Source organism: Breoghania sp. L-A4 (genome assembly GCF_003432385.1).
GTDB lineage: Bacteria > Pseudomonadota > Alphaproteobacteria > Rhizobiales > Stappiaceae > Breoghania.
The window spans coordinates 2708979-2726649 of the sequence record NZ_CP031841.1 but is presented as its reverse complement, the minus strand read 5'-3'; the positions used below and the strand labels follow the sequence as shown (position 1 = coordinate 2726649).

Below are 17671 nucleotides of genomic sequence, written 5' to 3'. Positions count from 1 at the left end.
GCAAACAGGACTGTCGTGGCGGAGCAGGGCGGATGCGATCCGCCCTGCGGCACGCGCAGAATCCCTCGCCGGCGTCAGGCGAAGCCTTCCAGCACGACCTTGCCCCGGGCACGGCCGCTTTCGATAAACTCATGAGCGCGTTTGAGGTTTTCGGCGCAAATCGTGCCGAACACCTCGCCCAGCGTGGTGCGCAGCGTGCCTTCATCGACAAGCCGCGACACTTCGTTGAGCAGCTCGCCCTGGGCCGCCATATCGGCGGTTGAGAACATCGAGCGGGTGAACATGAACTCCCAGTGCGTGGAGACGCTTTTGCGCTTGAAAGGCATCACGTCGAGCGCGGCCGGGTCGTCGATCAGCGCGAAGCGGCCTTGCGGGGCGATCAGCTCGACGATCTGCGCGAGATGGTCCTCCGTATTGGTCGTGGAGAAGACGAAGGCCGGAGCGCCGATTCCGAGCGCGGCGACTTCAGCGGCCAGGGGTCTGGAATGATCCACCACATGATGCGCGCCAAGATCCTCGACCCAGGATCGCGTTTCCGCACGTGATGCGGTCGCGATGATGGTGATGTCGGTGAGCCGGCGGATGAGCTGGATGGCGATGGACCCGACTCCGCCGGCGCCGCCGATGATCAGGATCGCATTGCGACCACCCGGCACGGCCCTGTTGACGGTCAGCCGGTCGAACAGCGCCTCCCAGGCCGTGATTGCGGTCAGCGGAAGTGCAGCGGCTCCTGCCCATGACAAGGAAGCGGGCTTGCGGCCGACGATGCGCTCATCGACCAGATGAAACTCCGCGTTGGTGCCGGGGCGCTCGAGTGCGCCGGCGTAATAGACCGCGTCCCCGGGCTTGAACAGCGTCGCATCCGGGCCGACGGCCTCGACGGTGCCCGCGGCGTCCCATCCCAGAATCTTCCAGCCGCCGGCCTCGGGCTCCGCGCGCCGGCGAACCTTGGTGTCGACTGGATTGACGGAGATCGCGTGAATCTTCACCAGAAGGTCGCGCCCGGAGGGTTCGGGTTTCGGCTGCTCGATATCGACAAGCGAGGCGGGATCCTCGATGGGAAGGGATTTCTGGTAGCCGACGGCGCGCATGGTGGCTCCTGCGTCATGGGGTGTGAATTGCCTGCCCGAGACATGCCCCTTACATATGAGAGGTGCAAGTACGCACATAAAATGCGCCCAATGTCAGAAAGGATACCACCATACCGCGCAGCCGCCACAAGCGTCTTGATTGCAGTCCCGGCTGCGCCGTGGAAGGCACGCCCGAACTCATCTCCGGAAAGTGGAAGGGCGTCGTGCTCTATCATTTGTTCGAGGGCGCGCAGCGCACGTTGACCATTCAGTTGCGCGCGCCGGAAGCCGATGGGCTGATCAGCCGCAGGGTCTATCCAGTGGTGCCGCCGAAGGTGGAGTACAGCCTGACCCCGCGCGGCCGCAGCCTTGAACCCGTGATCCGCGCGCTGAGGGCCTGGGGTGATGAGCATGTGGACCTGGCGCCGAAGACCGCTAAGGCCGATGCTGTTGCCGCCGTACGCCACTCTGCTTGAGACGCGATGCCGGAACCTTTTCCTCGCCACGACGTTGCGCAGATGGCGGGGTCCTTGCGCGAAGATCTTCTCTGCGCGACGGGCCTGCCGGCGCGAACCTGCAGGAGGTGATCATGCCAGCGAAATCCAAGGCGCAGCAGAAGGCTGCGGGCGCGGCCCTTTCGGCGAAACGCGGCGAGACGAACAAGTCGGACCTGAAAGGGGCCGCCAGGTCGATGTACGAGAGCATGAGCGAGGAGGAGCTTGAAGAGTTCGCCTCCGGAAGCCGCAAGGGAAAGCCCGAGCATGTGCCCGATTCCTGAACGGGCGAATTGGCTTCAGACCGGGACGGGCCGCAGCGCAAGCACCTGATTGAGATCCCCGCGCAGACGGTCCGCATCCTGCAAAGCGGCGTCGATTTCGGCGTGATGCTGTTTCCAGACGGGGAAGGCGCGCGCCAGAAGGGCGCGTCCGTCATTGGTCAGGTGGAGAAGCCGGGACCGCTTGTCAGCCGGGTTGCATTCGATTGTGACGAGACCGCGCCGCTCAAGGCTCTTGAGCGCGGCGGTGAGCGTGGTCCTGTCCATCGCCAGCACCTCCGCCACCTGGCCGATGGCGGGAGGATGCGGGCGGTTGAGCGACATCAGCAACGAGAATTGCCCGTTGGTCAGCCCCAGTGGCCTGAGCGCGTCATCAAAGCGGCGCGCCAGCGCACGCGCCGCGCGCTGAACATGCAGGCACAGACAGCTGTCGCGGACAAGAATGGTCGTTTCGTACGGAAGCATACCGGGTTTTGACATGGGTCATTTATGTTGATATCAACGTAGATAGTCAACCGGCGCGTTGTGGTTCGCGCCGGGACGCATGCGCTTTTTCCGGCTGGCGAAGCCGGCGGACGGGGGAGGAGACCTGGATGAGCAAGTCGCGTTTTGAATTCGTCTGGTACGAGCTGGCGGTCGGCGACATGGCCGCGGCGGAAGCGTTCTATACGGCGGTCGTTGGCTGGGATGCGGCGGACCCCGGGCACGTAGCTCATCCCTACACGATCTTTTCTTACGGAGACGCGCCGGTTGCGGGGCTGATGACCGCGCCCGAAGGCGTGCCTCCGGGCTGGACCGGCTATATTGGGGTCGCTGACATTGACGATTTCGCTGAGCGGGTTCGCGCGAGCGGCGGCAGCATTTGCAGGCCGCCATTTGACGTTCCGAATGTGGGCCGAATCGCCATTGCGGCCGATCCGCATGGCGCGGTTTTCGGACTGTTCAGCCCAACGGCTATGCCGGAACAAGGCGACGCGGACGCTTGCGCGCCCGAAGACGGGGCCGTGGGACATGTGGGGTGGCGGGAGCTGCATGCCGGTAATGGCGAGGAGGCTTTCGCGTTCTATTCGAGCCTGTTTGGCTGGAAGAAGCGCGACGCCATGGATATGGGCGCGGATGGCGTCTACCAGTTGTTCGGCAATGACGACGGCAGCATTGGCATGGGGCCATGATGACCCGCCAGGACTCCATGCCGGGTCCGTTGTGGAACTTCTATTTCGGTGTCGATAACATCACATCGGCAATCGAGCGCGTTGCCAAGGCGGGCGGCACGATCACCAATGGACCGATGGAAGTGCCCGGCGGCATGTGGATTGCCAATGCGATCGACCCGCAGGGCGTCACATATTCCCTGATGTCCGCAAACAAGAGCGCGTGAACCGGGATACTCGACGGCATACGGCCGCTGGCGGGGTTTGTCACCAGCGGCCGATTGGGTCAGGAGCGCGCGTGGCGCCTACTTCTGCACCACGATGGAAGCGTTTTGCATTCCGGCTTCGCGCACGAGCGAATAAAGAACTTTTGCATTCTTGGGATGCAGGCGCACGCAGCCGTGCGACGCGGGGCGCCCCAAACGCTTGATCGCGTCGGTGCCGTGCACCGCCCAGCCCTTGTGGAAGAACACCGAGTACGGCATGGGCGCGTTCTGATATTTGCGCGACCGCCACATCTTGTGAATGCGATAGGGCGTATATCGCCCAACCGGCGTCCGATAGCCGCGCGCGGCCGTGGAGACCTTCCAGGTGTGCAGCAGCTTGCCGGAGCGAAAGACCCGAAGCCGCTGATCGGAAATATCCACCACGGCGATGATGTCTGGTCCGCCGGAGCGAAAGCCCGGACGAACCGTCGCGTTTGCCTGGGTTGTCAGTGCCGGCACCGACAGTCCCAAAAACGCGCAAAACGATACGATAGCCAAGACAATACGCATACTCACCCCCCATTTCGACGACGGAGCGACGGCTGGCAGACAGAAAGGGCCGACGAGCAGGACGCTCCACAATTCATTTCACGAGCAAATTCGGTTCTCAGAAAAGTTGCGCGGCCGGAATGCCACGCCGAAGCCGGGCTATGTCCGGCCACAGCGAATCTTAGCGCGGCATTCTCTGCGGCAAAAGTGCATTACATCACAATTATCGCGATATTCTTCGGCCGGCGATGAAATTTTCAACCTCCGCGTCGACACTTTCCCGTGCAAGCAGGACCTGCTGAGGAAACCGGGGGCTGGAGAGGCGCTTTCCGTCGATCAGGCGTGGACGCGGAGGGCGCGAAGCTGAAGGTCGGCCGCGTCGTGAATCGGCTCGGCCGGTCCTGTGAACTCGATGCCGATCTCGCGTTCCGAGCGCCAGATGATCCGTGCGGGTGTCAGGGCGTTGTCCCCGGTGACGAACAGGCGGATCTGGTTCGGGACATCGGCGGAAATGGCGACCTTCAGTCGGGCGCCCATGTCCGTGCGGTCCCGGATCATGCAGTCGATCAGCAGGTTGTTCATGCCATAGACGATCTTGCCGCCCTGAAGCATCCGGGGCCGGTGGAGTTTTCTTTTTTCGACGGTGTCCATCTGACGTGCCTGACGATGAGAGTTCTGTTCGCGACACTCTAGCCATGGCCTTCTGACCACACTGTATTGCAATTGCTGAAAATTTTAATGATCGCGCGATTTCGGAATACGCAAGAACACGGATTGAGAAACGGATCACAGCACGGCGCCGCCGCCTCGCGCTCCTGCGCGCGCCGGTGCAGGCGGGCTACATCGCAACCGTGCGGTTGCGGTCAAGTGGATGGATGCCTGCTTGCAGGACCGGGCGGTCCTGCTGCGCATTGGCGGCCTTGCGCCGGCGCACACGGCCGAAGGTTTCATCCAGAACGATGGGCCGGAAGGCGTTCAGAAGACGGCTATCGAGCTTGCCGACCATTTCCGTCATGATGTGAAACGCCTCGCGGTTGCTGTAGGCGCGCTTGTAGGACCGCACCTCGGTCAGCGCCGCGTAGATGTCGGCGATCGTCAGCATGCGCACGAGGGGCGCGATCTGGTCGCCCTTCAAGCCTTCCGGATAGCCCGAGCCGTCGATGAATTCATGATGCTGATAGGCCGCGTTGATCACGGCGGGGGCGAATTGTCCGTCGTCAACCAATATGTCGCGGCTGTAGATGGGGTGATTCTTGATGAGATCGAATTCCTCAGACGTCAGCTTGCCGGGCTTGTCGAGCACGCTGAGCGGGATCCGTACCTTGCCGACGTCATGCAACAATGCGGCAATCGCCAGCAGATCGATGTCAGCGGCGTCCAGCGCCATCTGCTGCCCAAAGACCACCGCATAGCCGGTCACCAGCATCGAATGGCGATAGGTATGGCTGTGGTGCAGGCGCACGGCGTCGATCCACGAACCGATGCCGTGGAAGGCCAGGACGTCGACCAGTTTGCGCAAAACCGTCTCAATGGCCTTTTTCGGCAGGGCCTTGTTGTCGTGCACCGCCAGCGCGATGTCCTGATGCAGCCGCCGGGCCTGGTCGAGAACCCGGCGCACTTCCGGGGACGTGCCGTTTTGCGGCAGCGGACGGATGTCGTGCAGCATCGTGTCCAGCGCATAGCTCAGGGTCGCGATCTTGATCCCGCGGCTGAAAATCTGACCGCCGCCTAGCGCGTTGCCGCGCGCCTGGCCAATGAACCCGCTGCCGTCGACCAAAACGATGCTTTTGTCTGGCGAGGGGACACGCTCCATGAGAGCCTTCAAAGGCTCCGCACTCGCCTTCTCGCCCAGGTCGCAGTCAATAAGCAAAATGCAATCGCCTTCGTTCACGCCATCGGGCAGCGTGTCGATCGGCGCGATCTCAATCCAGAAATTGAATGCCAGTTTGGCGCGCAGTTTCTCGGCGCGGGTCAGATCATCACTGATCAGATAAACATCGGCCATTCTGGCACCATTGAATTTCGGCTGCGGGGGATCTCGGGTACTGGCTGGGTTTCTTGTTGCAATGTTCTTGAGTATCGCAGGACGTAACAAAAAGAGCGGAAGACATTATCTGCCAATAAACTTTTAATAGAGCGTTTCACGGGTCAAGCGATTTTTAAATGTTTGATTTTGCGCGACTATAGTCGATTGTTACAAGGATATATAACGTATGTATTTTGCGCTCGGACGAGGTGGCAGCCTTGCTCGTCCGTGCCCGAAAGCCCTGATTCCCGAGAATGACGGCGGGCTGTTTCCACCACGCCACATTGGAAGCCGGGGTCGTCCTGTTCGCCGTTACTGTTTACATGAATGCCGGCAGCCGAACGTGGTATCGGTCCTGCGGCTTTCGCCGCGCCGCTCGCAGGGCGGGGCGAAGTGGCGAGTGTTCGGGATAACAGAGGAACCGCCGGAGCATTGTCCCGCGCGGCCGGATCACCGAGCGGTTCCGAAACCAGGCAATACGGGCCGGCGACGCCAGGCTATTCTGGCGGGCACGACTCAGTGGCGATGATGTTGCTTTGCAGCAATTCGCCATTTTGCTATACAAGCGCCAGACAGGCGTCGGAAACGCGGAAAAGCAATCCGCACGGGAGATTACCATGTGGCTGCTGATACTCGGACTGGTCTTGTTTCTCGTGACGCATCATATTCCTACGCGCCCGGGATTGCGTGCGGGGCTGACGGACCGACTTGGCGCCAATGGTTATCGGATTGTCTTTTCCATCGCATCGCTGTTGAGCCTGGTGATGATCGTCTACGGATTCGCCATGGCGCGGGCTGCCGGTTCTCCGGTGATCTACGAGCCGCCAACGGGACTGCGGCACCTGACGCTGCTGCTGGTGGCGATCGCTTTCGTGCTTCTCGCGGCGTCGATCTTCAAGGGCCGGATCGCGGCGGCCGTGAAGCATCCGATGGTGACGGCCATCAAGGTCTGGGCCCTGGCGCACCTGCTCGCCAATGGCGACCTCGCGTCGCTGGTGCTGTTCACAACGCTTCTCGCCTGGGCGGTCTACGACCGGATTTCGCTGAAGCGCCGCGGCGCGGCTCCCGCACCGGCCGGGCCCTGGATCAATGATGTTCTGGCGGTCATGGTTGGCCTGGGCGTGTATGCGCTGTTCGCCTTGAAACTGCATGAAATGCTGATCGGCGTTCCGGTTCTTCCCTGATCCGCCGCCCGTATGCGGGTTTGGCCAACGCCCTCATGACAACGGCGCACTTTGTGAATCCCGCGTCGCGATACCATATGACGCGATGGCGATAGTGAAATACGGAGAGGCGCGCGGTCGCGCGAAGCCGTTTCTCCGCACTTTATGCGCGACGGGCCATCAACTGCCGCCCGTACGTCTCGGACACGCTGTCCGGGCAAACAGAGAGTGGGAGAATCGATCATGTCGGTCCACGCAGCCAAGCGCCGTTTGACGGCCGTCGACATCAAGAGCCGCAAGGGCGGGATGCCGATCGTGTCCCTGACCGCCTATCACGCGCATACGGCGCGGCTTGTCGACAAACACGCCGATTTCATGCTCGTCGGCGATTCGCTGGGCATGGTCATGCACGGCATGGAGACGACCGTGCCGGTCACGGTCGACATGATGATCATGCACGGGCGCGCGGTGGTGCGCGGATCCGAACGGGCTCTGGTCGTCGTCGACCTGCCGTTCGGCAGCTACGAGGCCGATCCCAAGGAGGCGTTTTCAACTGCCTCGCGCGTGATGAAGGAAACCGGCTGCGGCGCGATCAAGCTCGAAGGCGGCAAGCACATTGCACCGACCGTGCGCTATCTCGTGGATCGCGGCATTCCGGTGCTGGCGCATATCGGGCTGACGCCGCAATCGGTCAACACGATGGGCGGCTTCCGCGTGCAGGGCAAGGACGAGAACCAATGGGCTGCGCTTGAGGAAGACGCGCAGGCGATCTCGGATGCGGGCGCCTTCGCCGTGGTGCTCGAGGGCATCGTTGAGCCGCTTGCCGCGCGCATTTCCGCCGCGATTGCCATCCCGACGATCGGCATTGGCGCGTCGAATGCCTGCGACGGCCAGATTCTGGTGCTGGAGGACATGCTCGGCCTTTCGCCGAAGGTGCCGAAATTCGTGAAAACATACGCCAATCTCGGCGACATGATCGACAGTGCGGTGGCCGAATACGCAACGGAGGTCCGCACGCGGGCGTTCCCGGCTGAAGATCATGTCTATGCGGCCAACAAGAAGGCCGCCTCGGGCGGCTAGCCGAACGGACCGCGACGCGACGAACAAGGATCCGTCGGTGATTTCATATCGCTGGCGGATTTCTTGTGTCTGATTGCCGTCCGGCCTCGATTGCGTCCAAATCGGTGAGCATGTATGGTCCGCGAACCTTTTTTCCGGGGCGATGTTCCGGTTTCTGGACGATTCCCGCAACGATCCTTGCCGATCGCCGTTTGATCCGGAGCATGTCCGGGCGTGGTGCGGCGGAATGAGAAGTTTAAGCGAGTAACAATGGCCGATATTTTTCGCGAGGTTGATGAGGATCTCAGGCGGGACCGCCTGGGCAGGCTCTGGTCGCGATTTGCACCCTACATCATCGGCGTTGCCGTGTTGATCGTTGCTGGCACCGCGGGCTTCCGCGGATGGGAAGCCTGGCAGGCGCAGCGCGCGGAGACGGCGGGGGACGCGTTCCTCGCCGCGCTTGAGGAAGCCGATGCCGGCAACCACGCCAAGGCGCGTGAGATGCTGACGGACATGAACGATGCCACGGGCGGTTATCCGCTTCTGGCGCGCATGCGCGCGGCGGCTGAACTGGCGGCCGAGGGCGACGCCGCGGCGGCCGTGAGCGAATTCGACGCCATTGCAAACGACCGTTCCGCCAGTTCGGTCAATCGGGATCTCGCGCGGGTACGCGCAGGCTATCTGGCGCTTGATCTCGAAGACCGGAGCTCGGTCGAAGCGCGAGTTTCGATTGTCACCGACGGGAACCACGCGCTGCGTCATTCGGCGCGCGAAATCATGGCTCTGGCGGCCTGGAAAGCCGGCGACGCCAAGACGGCAAGCACATGGGTGTCCGAGATTCAAGCCGATACAGAAACCCCTGCGGACGTCGTGAACCGCGCCCGCGTTCTGGAATCGCTGCTGGCCGCGGCCGGCGCCGATGGCGTTGCCAACTGATGGTGTTGCGTATGACCAGGCCCTTTTCCGCCGCATCCGTGGTAATCGCTTGCGCCGTGCTCGCCGGCTGCAGTTCGGTGTCCGATGTCGCATCGTCCCTGAATCCCTTCTCCGAGAGGGAGGACATCCTGCAGGGTGAGCGCCAGGAGCTGTTCGAAGGCGCCGGTTCGCTCACCGGCGAGACCGGTGGCACGGCATCGGTACCCGGACCCTCCGGTGCAGCCGACTGGAGCCAGGGTGGCGGCAACGCGGCCAACAACCCCGCGCATGCCTCCTATTCGGGCGCCGGCGGCAAGGCGTGGCGCGTCTCTGTCGGGACAAGCTCCGGGGGCATCACCTCATTCGGCAGTTCGGGACCGCGGATCGCGGCGTCGCCGATTTCCTACCAGGGCCGTGTCTTCGTCTATGACCCTGCCGGAAAGGTCACGGCGCTTTCGCAGAGCAATGGTGGCCGCCAGTGGGTGGCGCAGTTGCGTCCCGAGGGTGAAAAGGGTGTTGCGAGCGGCGGCGGCGTTGCCGCTGACAGCGGACGGATTTTCGCCGCGACCGGTTACGGATCCGTCGTCGCGCTCGATGCCGCCAGCGGACGTCAGCTTTGGGCCAAGCAGCTCGAGGCGCCTGCGCGCAGTGCGCCCACGGCGGTGGGCGGCAAGGTCTTCGTGGTGACGCAGACCAATGAGGTCTATGCGCTCAACCAGGAAGACGGCGGCGATCTGTGGACCTACTCCGGCATTCCCGAGACGGCCGGACTTCTGTCGGCTGCCAATCCGGCGGTGTCCGGTGACACGGTCGTGGTGCCGTTCTCGTCCGGTGAAGTGATGGCGATTGACGCCAAGAGCGGTTCGCCGCGCTGGATCGATGCGGTCAACAGCTCCTATCGCACCCAGGCCCTGTCGGGTCTGGCGGACGTCAGCGCCAGCCCGGTGATCTCCGACGGCGTCGTTTTCGCCACCAGCGTGGTGGGTCGCACCATCGCCGTGAACCTGAAGAACGGCGATCGGCTCTGGGAACAGGATGCGGGAAGCGTGCACACGCCCGTGGTCGCCGGCAACGCGGTTTTCCTGATTGATCTGCGCGATCGTCTGATTGCGCTTGACCGCAAGAGCGGTTCGCCGATATGGAGCACGCAACTGCCGATCATCCACACCAAGAAGAAGCGCTCGAACTGGGCGGGACCGGTGTTGGCGGGCGGCGCATTGTGGATGCTGTCCAGCGACGGCAAGATGAGCCGTGTCGATCCGGCGACCGGGACGATCACCTGGACCCGCGATGTGTCGGAGAAGGTCTATATTTCTCCGATCGCGGCCGGCGGCAAGCTGATCGCAATCAGCGGCGGCGGCAACGTGGTCGCCTTCAACTGACCGATCGACATTCGTTTTGGCGGCCATGCATGCCTGCCGAAACATGATCGATCCAAGAGTGTAGAACATCGTGCCTGCGTCCCAACGGGCGCAGGCTGTTCTATTGTCACAACAGTCTTTCAAGGAGCACGGGCGTGAACGCGACCGTAGCCATTGTCGGCCGGCCGAACGTCGGCAAGTCGACGCTGTTCAATCGGCTGGTCGGAAAGCGCCTCGCGCTCGTCGACGACACCCCCGGCGTGACCCGCGACCGGCGCGAGGGTGCGGCGACGCTCGGCGATCTGAAATTCACCGCGGTGGATACCGCCGGTCTCGAAGAGGCGGATGCCGAGAGCCTCGAGGGCCGCATGCGCGCCCAGACCGAAGAAGCGATCGCCGCCGCGGACGTGGCGTTGTTCGTGGTCGACGCGCGCGCCGGCATTACCCCGCTGGACAAGTATTTCGCCGACATCTTGCGCAAGGTGGACACGCCGGTGATCCTTCTCGCCAACAAGGCGGAAGGCAAGGCGGGCGAGGGCGGCGTCTACGAGTCCTTCTCCCTCGGATTCGATGCGCCGGTGCCGATTTCAGCCGAACACGGTGAGGGCCTCGCGGATCTCTACGAGGCCTTGCGCAGCACGCTGGAAACCCTGGGCCTGGACAATCCGTTCGACCCGGATGCGCCGGACGCCGACAGCGACAGCGACGAGGAAGCCGACAAGGCCGGCACAGCCGAGCGGCCGATGCGGATCGCCATCGTCGGGCGTCCGAACGCCGGCAAGTCGACCCTGATCAACAATTTCCTCGGTGAGGAACGCCTGCTGGTGGGCCCGGAAGCGGGGATCACCCGCGATTCCATCTCCGTTGACTGGAAGTGGCGCAAGCATTTCATCCGCATGTTCGATACCGCCGGCATGCGGCGCAAGGCGCGGGTGCAGGAAAAGCTCGAAAAGCTCTCCGTCGCCGACGGCCTGCGGGCGATCAAGTTCGCCGAGGTAGTCGTCGTCACGCTGGACGCGACGATTCCCTTCGAGAAGCAGGACTTGCAGATCATCGATCTGGTCCAACGCGAGGGCCGCGCGCTGGTGATCGCCATCAACAAGTGGGATCTCATCGAGGACCGCACCGAGGCGTGGCGCGACATGCGCGAACAGGCGGACCGGTTGCTGCACATGGTGCGGGGCGTGACCCTGGTGCCGATCTCCGGCCGCACGGGCCAGGGCCTCGACAAGCTGATGGAAGAGATCGTCGCCGCGCACCGGATCTGGAACACGCGCATCTCCACCGCGCGGCTCAACCGCTGGCTGGAAGGGGTTCTCGCGCGGCATCCGCCTCCGGCCGTCGGCGGGCGCCGTGTGAAACTGCGCTACCTTACCCAGGCCAAGGCGCGGCCGCCGCATTTCATCGCATTCTGCTCGCGCCCCGAAGCGTTGCCGGAAGCCTATCTGCGCTACCTGATCAACGGCATCCGCGAGACCTTCAAGCTGCCGGGCACGCCGATCCGGCTGAGCATGCGCAAGGGCGAGAACCCTTACGCCAGCAAGGTGAAAAAGCGCAACATCAAGTGATTTGAAATGACAACGCCATGCCGGTCCCCCGGCATGGCGTTTTTCGTTTCAGCGCCGCGTCGTGGCGGTCACACCATCGACGTGTACTCGATCAGCGTTCTTGTCGGAAAATCATAGAGTTTGCCGGTTTCATTGAAGTCCGGAGCGACGAGGTCGAGCAGGGGACCGACGAGCTCGGCGGGTTCCGGCAAGCTCTGCGGATCTTCTCCGGGCATCGCCTTGGCGCGCATGGCGGTGCGCATCGGCCCCGGATTGACAAGATTGGCGCGCACGGTGCCGGAAGCGGTCTCCGCCGCATAGGTGCGCACCAGCGCTTCCAGCGCGGCCTTGGTGACCGAATACCCACCCCAGAACGGCCGGCACTTGTGCGCGGCGCCCGATGACAGGAAGGCGGCGCGTCCGGCGTCGGAGGTGCGCAGCAACGGGTCGAGCGAGCGGATCAGCCGCCAGTTGGCGGTCACGTTGACCGCCATCAGCTTGTCCCAATCCTTGATCGAGATGTGGCCGAGCGGTGACAGCACACCCAGAATGCCGGCGTTGCCGATCAGCACGTCAAGCTTGCCCCAGCGTTCGTGTATGGCGGCGCCCAGACGGTCGATCGCGTCCATGTCGGTCAGATCGAGCGGGACGAGGGTGGTCGAACCGCCGGCCGCCTGGATCTCGTCATCAAGATCCTCCAGCCCGCCGACCGTGCGCGCAATCGCCACGACATGCGCACCTTCGGCCGCCAGCCCCTTGGCGACCTGATAGCCGATACCACGCGATGCGCCGGTGACGACCGCAACGCGTCCTTCAAACCGGTTCGCCATCAGCGCACCTCGACCAGGCGCGGCTGGCTGCGCACCTCGTCCTCGCCCTCAAGATCGGTCAGCGGCGTGGGATAATCGCCGGTGAAGCAGTGATCCGTATACTGGGGCTGCGCGTCGTTGCGGCCGTCGTGACCCATGGCGCGGTACACGCCATCAACAGTCAGGAACGCCAGCGTGTCGGCGCCGATATAAGAGCGCATTTCCTCGAGATTGTATTTCGCGGCCAGCAGCTTCTCGCGCACCGGCGTGTCGATGCCGTAGTAGTCGGAGAAGCGGATCGGCGGGCTCGAGAGACGGAAGTGGACCTCCGCGGCGCCGGCGTCGCGGATCATCTGCACGATCTTCACCGAGGTGGTGCCGCGCACCAGGCTGTCGTCGATCAGCACCACGCGCTTGCCTTCGATCTGGCTGCGATTGGCCGAATGCTTCAGCTTGACGCCGAGCGTGCGGATTGCCTGGGTCGGCTGGATGAACGTGCGTCCGACATAGTGATTGCGGATAATGCCAAGCTCGAACGGAATACCCGATTCCTGGGAGTAACCGAGCGCCGCGGGCACACCGGAATCGGGAACCGGCACGATCACGTCGGCTTCGACGGGGGCTTCCAGCGCTAATTGGCGGCCAAACCGCTTGCGCACGTCGTAGACGCTGTGCCCGCCAAGCACGGAATCGGGCCTGGAGAAGTAGATGTACTCGAAGATGTCCGGGCGCGCCGGGCGCTTGCCGAACGGGAAATAGGACTCGATGCCGCCCGGGGTGCAGACGATCACCTCGCCGTTCTCCACTTCGCGGATGAACTTGGCACCGATGATGTCGAGCGCGCAGGTCTCTGACGCCAGAATGGGCGCGCCGTTGAAGTCGCCCAGCACCAGCGGCCGGATGCCGAAGGGATCGCGTGCGCCGATCAGCTTCTTGCGGGTCAGCGCCACCAGCGAATAGGCGCCTTCCATCTGGCTGATCGCCTCGATGAAACGGTCGACGATCTTGGGCTGACGGCTGCGGGCGAGAAGCTGCAGCACGACCTCGCTGTCGGATGTCGACTGGCAGATCGCGCCGTCCTTGATGAGCTGGCGACGCAGCGTCATCGCGTTGGTGAAGTGGCCGTTGTGGCAGATGGCGATGCCGCCGCCTTCCAGCTCGGCGAACAGCGGCTGCACATTGCGCAGAATGGTTTCGCCCGACGTTGAATAGCGCACGTGGCCGACGGCGTTGGGACCGCTGAGCTGGGCGATGGTGTCGGCGGAGGAGAAGTGGTCGCCGACCAAACCCAGGTGGCGCTCGGCGCGGAACTGTTCGTCGTCATGCGTGACGATGCCGGCCGCTTCCTGTCCGCGATGCTGAAGCGCATGCAGCCCAAGCGCCGTCAGGGCCGCCGCATCGTCGTGGCCGAGAATGCCGAAGACGCCGCATTCTTCATGCAGGCGGTCATCTTCGAGATTGAAAAACGTGCCGTCGTTCGCACCGGCATGACTGGCGGGCGAAGCGGAAAGGGGAGGCTGGCCGCTCATGATGGCTTCCTGGGGTTTCGCCGCCCGGGTGAAACCCGCGCCGGCGGATCCGTATCTAGTTGGCGCTTTGCGAGGCTTCAATCTGCTGATTCAGACCGTTGATCTCGCGATTGGAGTAGCTGGCGTCTTCGTCGCTGGTGACCGGCGGCGTGTTGTCGACCGCGTCATCCTCCTTGGGGGCTCCGCGGTTGCGCAGCTTGAAGAGTTCCGATTCCGGGTCCTCGGGCAGCGCGGCGATGAGCTGTTCCCCGATGGAGTTCAGCATGGGCTTGGACTTGGCCGTGATGATCCACTGCGGCTGTTTGGTTTCGGGCACGAACCAGTTGAAGAACAGCATGGCGACAACAACCAGCAGCAGTCCGCGTACCGCGCCGAACACGAAGCCGAGGGACCGGTCGAGCGCGCCGATGCGGCTGTCGAGAACGAAATCCGAGATCCGCATCGTGATATAGCTGACGATGATCAGCGTCAGCAGGAATACCGAGCCGACCGAGACGCCGAGCGCAATGTGCTCGTTGGAGATGTACTGCTTGGCGAACGGCAGGACCTGGCCATAGAACAGATAGGCGGCGACGGCGGCGGCCACCCAGGAGGCGATCGACAGGACTTCACGCACAAAACCGCGGATCATGGCGAGTACAGCCGAGATCAGCATGATCGCGATCAGGATTCCATCAAGGATAGTAATCGGCATTGCGTGCCATGCTCCGGCGCTAAAGCCTGTTCCGTTGGCGACCCGAGGATACGGGAGGGCGGCGAAAACAGGCTCAAAGTATCGATCCTGAAACTGTTTCATCGATCAGGCGATGCCGGCCCGATCGGTCGAGTGCGTCAGGTCGGCGGACGATTCAGGTCTCGATACCACGTTATTGGAACGATATCATCCGTTCGATTTCGGTTATCCGCTTGCGATCTGCCGGTCGGCGACCTCGCCGCCCGATGGCGCCGCCGGATTGCCGGCTGCGATTTCGGCAACCATCTCGCCAAGTTCCGCAAGTCCGCGGATCGTCAGATCGCTCGTCGCGCGATCCGTGGTCTTGATATTGGCTTGCGGCACAAAGGCCTGGGTGAAGCCGAGCTTCTGCGCCTCCTTGAGCCTGACCGGCGCCTGGGCCACCGGCCGTAGTGCTCCCGACAGACTGATCTCGCCGAAATAGACGCTATCGAGCGGCAGGGCAACCCCGCTCAACGACGAGACCAGGGCTGCAGCGACGGCCATGTCCGCGCCGGGCTCGTTGACGCGCAAGCCCCCGGCGACATTGAGATACACATCATGCTGGGCAAAACGAACGCCGCAGCGCGATTCCAGCACCGCCAGGATCATCGACAGGCGGCTCGAATCCCAGCCGACGACCGCGCGCCGCGGCGTGCCCAGCGGCGAGGGGCGACAAGCGCCTGGATCTCGATCAGCAGCGGCCTTGTGCCCTCAAGCCCGGCGAAGACGGCGGCGCCGGGGCTGGTGCCGCTGCGTTCCCCCAGAAACATCGCCGAGGGGTTGGCGACTTCGCCCAGGCCGGCGCCGGTCATCTCGAAAACGCCGATCTCGTCGGTCGGGCCGAAGCGGTTCTTCACCGAGCGCAGGATGCGGTACTGGTGCATGCCGTCGCCCTCGAAATAGAGAACGGCGTCAACCATGTGCTCGACCACCCGGGGTCCGGCGATCTGCCCGTCCTTGGTGACGTGGCCGACGATGATCACACAGGCGCCGGAGTTCTTGGCGTAGCGGACCATGGCTTGGGCGGATGCGCGCACCTGGGTGACGGTGCCGGGCGCGGATTCCGCCTGATCGGTCCACAAGGTCTGCACGGAGTCCACAATCAGCAGGGCGGGCGCGGGGCCTGCCTCCATCGTCGCCAAAATATCCTCGACGCTGGTTTCCGCCGCCAGTGCGACCGGAGCATCGGAAAGGCCGAGGCGCTCGGCGCGCAAGCGCACCTGGTCGATGGCTTCCTCGCCCGAGACATAGACGGCGCGGTGACCGGCGCGGGCCAGCGCGGCGGCGGCCTGGATCAGGATCGTCGACTTGCCGATGCCCGGATCGCCTCCCACGAGCAGGGCCGAACCACGCACCAGCCCACCGCCGGTCACCCGGTCGAATTCTGCTATGCCGGTCATGATGCGCGGCGGCGTCTTGTTTTCACCCACAAGGCCCACGAGCGGCACGACGCGGCCCGAGGCGCGGCGCGACTTGGCGGGACCCGCGCCGATGCCGGACTGATCCTGCTCTTCCTGGATCGAGTTCCATTCGCCGCAGTCGTCGCAGCGTCCGGCCCATTTGCCGGTCACGGACCCGCAACTCTGGCAGACGAAGCGGCTGGTGCGTTTGGCCATCAGGGGTGTCCGGATGTTGGAGCGGAAATATAGCTGCGGGTATAGCGCCGCCCGAGCGAGGTCAGCAATTCGTATCCGATGGTTTGCGCGCAAGCCGCGACGCTATCAACCGAAACATGGGGCCGAAGAGTTCCACCCAGGCTCCACGTTCACACAGATGGGCCGGCACGTCGGTGACGTCAATGGCGATCAGGTCCATCGAGACGCGGCCGACGAGCGGCGCGAAATGGCCGCCGATCCAGGCCTGCGCCGCGGGGGTGCCGCCGCCATTGCCCGCCAGGCGGTTGTAGCCGTCCGCGTAGCCCGTACCGAGAATCGCCAGCCGCGCCGGCCGTGCCAACACCTCGGCGGCACCATAGCCGACGCTTTCTCCGGCAAGGGCGTCGCGCAGCATGAGGACGCGCGCCTCGAGCGTTGCCACCGGCCGCATGGGATTGGGCGTGTCGTCGACCGCTTCACCGCCGTAAAGCGCGATTCCCGGGCGGGCGATGTCGAAATGATACTCCGGACCGAGAAAGATCCCCGCGGAATTGGCCAGCGACCGCGGAATGCCGGGAAACAGGCCGGTGATCTCGCGGAACCGCGCCAGTTGCATCGCATTGAGCGGATGCGCGGCGTCGCCCGCGCAGGTGAGATGGCTCATGAGCAGCACGGTGTGGAATGTGGACAGGGTGGCCGCGTCCTCAGCGAGCGCGCGCGCCTCGTCCAGCCGAAGGCCGAGGCGGTTCATGCCGGTATCGATGTGGATCGTCGCGGAAAGCCGCTGGTCTTGGGCGGCGCAGAAGGCGGCCCATTCCGTTATTTCCGGCATGGAGCCGAGAACCGGAATCAGATTGGCGGCGGCATAATCACCCGCGGCGCCCGGAAACAGCCCATCGAGCACGTGAATTGCCGCATCGGGCAGGATCGCGCGCACTTGCAGGGCTTCGTCGGGAAGAGCCACGAAAAACGTTTCGCACCCGGCCTCGCTCAGGGTGACGGCCGCGGCCTCAAGACCGATGCCGTACGCATCGCCCTTCACAGCCGCGCCGCATGACGCACCGTGCAGCCGGTCGCGCAGGGTGCGCCAGTTGTCCGCAAGGGCACCCAGATCGACGGTCAGGCGCCCTCCGGCCAATGCGTCCCGCGGACCGGACGTCGGCGGCGTTCCAGCCAGATGGCGCGACTCGGGGCGGGTCAT

General features: G+C 63.8%; 15 protein-coding genes and 3 pseudogenes. 8 read left to right on the top strand and 10 right to left on the bottom strand.

The features are described from left to right. Positions 1-74 precede the first annotated feature (74 nt). The gene (locus D1F64_RS12485; RefSeq protein ID WP_117412717.1) at positions 75-1091 is read right to left on the bottom strand and encodes a zinc-binding alcohol dehydrogenase family protein; all 1017 of its coding nucleotides are present in this window, start codon (positions 1089-1091) and stop codon (positions 75-77) included. Between the two features lie 110 nt (positions 1092-1201). Between D1F64_RS12485 and D1F64_RS12480 the strand changes: the two genes are divergently transcribed. Beyond that, a complete protein-coding gene (locus D1F64_RS12480; RefSeq protein ID WP_117412716.1) occupies positions 1202-1546 on the top strand; it encodes a helix-turn-helix domain-containing protein in 345 nt (114 codons plus the stop codon). Between the two features lie 113 nt (positions 1547-1659). Continuing rightward, complete coding sequence (locus D1F64_RS12475; protein ID WP_117414578.1) at positions 1660-1848, top strand: DUF3008 family protein; 189 nt, start codon at positions 1660-1662, stop codon at positions 1846-1848. Positions 1849-1863: 15 nt separating this feature from the next. Here D1F64_RS12475 and D1F64_RS12470 read toward each other — a convergent pair whose 3' ends face one another. Continuing rightward, on the bottom strand, positions 1864-2325 hold the full coding sequence (locus D1F64_RS12470; RefSeq protein ID WP_117412715.1) for a MarR family transcriptional regulator: 462 nt from the start codon (positions 2323-2325) through the stop codon (positions 1864-1866). 113 nt (positions 2326-2438) lie between these two features. Between D1F64_RS12470 and D1F64_RS12465 the strand changes: the two are divergent. Beyond that, positions 2439-3223 (top strand): annotated as a pseudogene (locus D1F64_RS12465) (VOC family protein). Between the two features lie 78 nt (positions 3224-3301). On the opposite strand, the gene D1F64_RS12460 reads toward D1F64_RS12465, so the two are convergent. From D1F64_RS12460 to D1F64_RS12450, 3 genes are all read right to left on the bottom strand, one after another. Beyond that, complete coding sequence (locus D1F64_RS12460; RefSeq protein WP_248304446.1) at positions 3302-3844, bottom strand: L,D-transpeptidase; 543 nt, start codon at positions 3842-3844, stop codon at positions 3302-3304. A gap of 243 nt (positions 3845-4087) precedes the next feature. Continuing rightward, a complete protein-coding gene (locus D1F64_RS12455) occupies positions 4088-4402 on the bottom strand; it encodes a PilZ domain-containing protein (RefSeq protein WP_117412713.1) in 315 nt (104 codons plus the stop codon). Positions 4403-4589: 187 nt separating this feature from the next. Further along, on the bottom strand, positions 4590-5846 hold the full coding sequence (locus tag D1F64_RS12450; protein ID WP_162901515.1) for an HD-GYP domain-containing protein: 1257 nt from the start codon (positions 5844-5846) through the stop codon (positions 4590-4592). 548 nt (positions 5847-6394) lie between these two features. Here D1F64_RS12450 and D1F64_RS12445 point away from each other — a divergent pair. The 5 genes from D1F64_RS12445 (at position 6395) to der (ending at position 11843) form a co-directional block, all read left to right on the top strand. Next, positions 6395-6961, top strand: coding sequence for an NnrU family protein (locus D1F64_RS12445; RefSeq protein ID WP_117412711.1), 567 nt, complete (start codon positions 6395-6397; stop codon positions 6959-6961). 222 nt (positions 6962-7183) lie between these two features. After that, entirely contained in the window at positions 7184-8020 is an 837-nt protein-coding gene (gene panB, locus D1F64_RS12440) for a 3-methyl-2-oxobutanoate hydroxymethyltransferase (protein ID WP_117412710.1), read from the top strand. Between the two features lie 249 nt (positions 8021-8269). Continuing rightward, entirely contained in the window at positions 8270-8935 is a 666-nt protein-coding gene (locus D1F64_RS12435) for a tetratricopeptide repeat protein (protein WP_117412709.1), read from the top strand. Positions 8936-8946: 11 nt separating this feature from the next. Beyond that, on the top strand, positions 8947-10296 hold the full coding sequence (locus D1F64_RS12430) for a PQQ-like beta-propeller repeat protein (protein WP_117414577.1): 1350 nt from the start codon (positions 8947-8949) through the stop codon (positions 10294-10296). A gap of 134 nt (positions 10297-10430) precedes the next feature. Beyond that, complete coding sequence (gene der, locus D1F64_RS12425) at positions 10431-11843, top strand: ribosome biogenesis GTPase Der (protein ID WP_117412708.1); 1413 nt, start codon at positions 10431-10433, stop codon at positions 11841-11843. Between the two features lie 68 nt (positions 11844-11911). Here der and D1F64_RS12420 read toward each other — a convergent pair whose 3' ends face one another. From D1F64_RS12420 to alr, 5 genes and pseudogenes are all read right to left on the bottom strand, one after another. Further along, on the bottom strand, positions 11912-12652 hold the full coding sequence (locus tag D1F64_RS12420; protein WP_205470452.1) for an SDR family NAD(P)-dependent oxidoreductase: 741 nt from the start codon (positions 12650-12652) through the stop codon (positions 11912-11914). Further along, complete coding sequence (gene purF, locus D1F64_RS12415) at positions 12652-14160, bottom strand: amidophosphoribosyltransferase (RefSeq protein WP_117412706.1); 1509 nt, start codon at positions 14158-14160, stop codon at positions 12652-12654. The genes D1F64_RS12420 and purF overlap by 1 nt, the downstream gene beginning before the upstream one ends. A gap of 55 nt (positions 14161-14215) precedes the next feature. After that, on the bottom strand, positions 14216-14854 hold the full coding sequence (locus tag D1F64_RS12410; RefSeq protein WP_117412705.1) for a CvpA family protein: 639 nt from the start codon (positions 14852-14854) through the stop codon (positions 14216-14218). A 204-nt stretch (positions 14855-15058) separates the two neighbouring features. Beyond that, positions 15059-16491, bottom strand: a pseudogene (radA, locus tag D1F64_RS12405) (DNA repair protein RadA). Then, positions 16491-17671, bottom strand: a pseudogene (alr, locus tag D1F64_RS12400) (alanine racemase). Before alr ends, radA begins: the two co-directional pseudogenes overlap by 1 nt.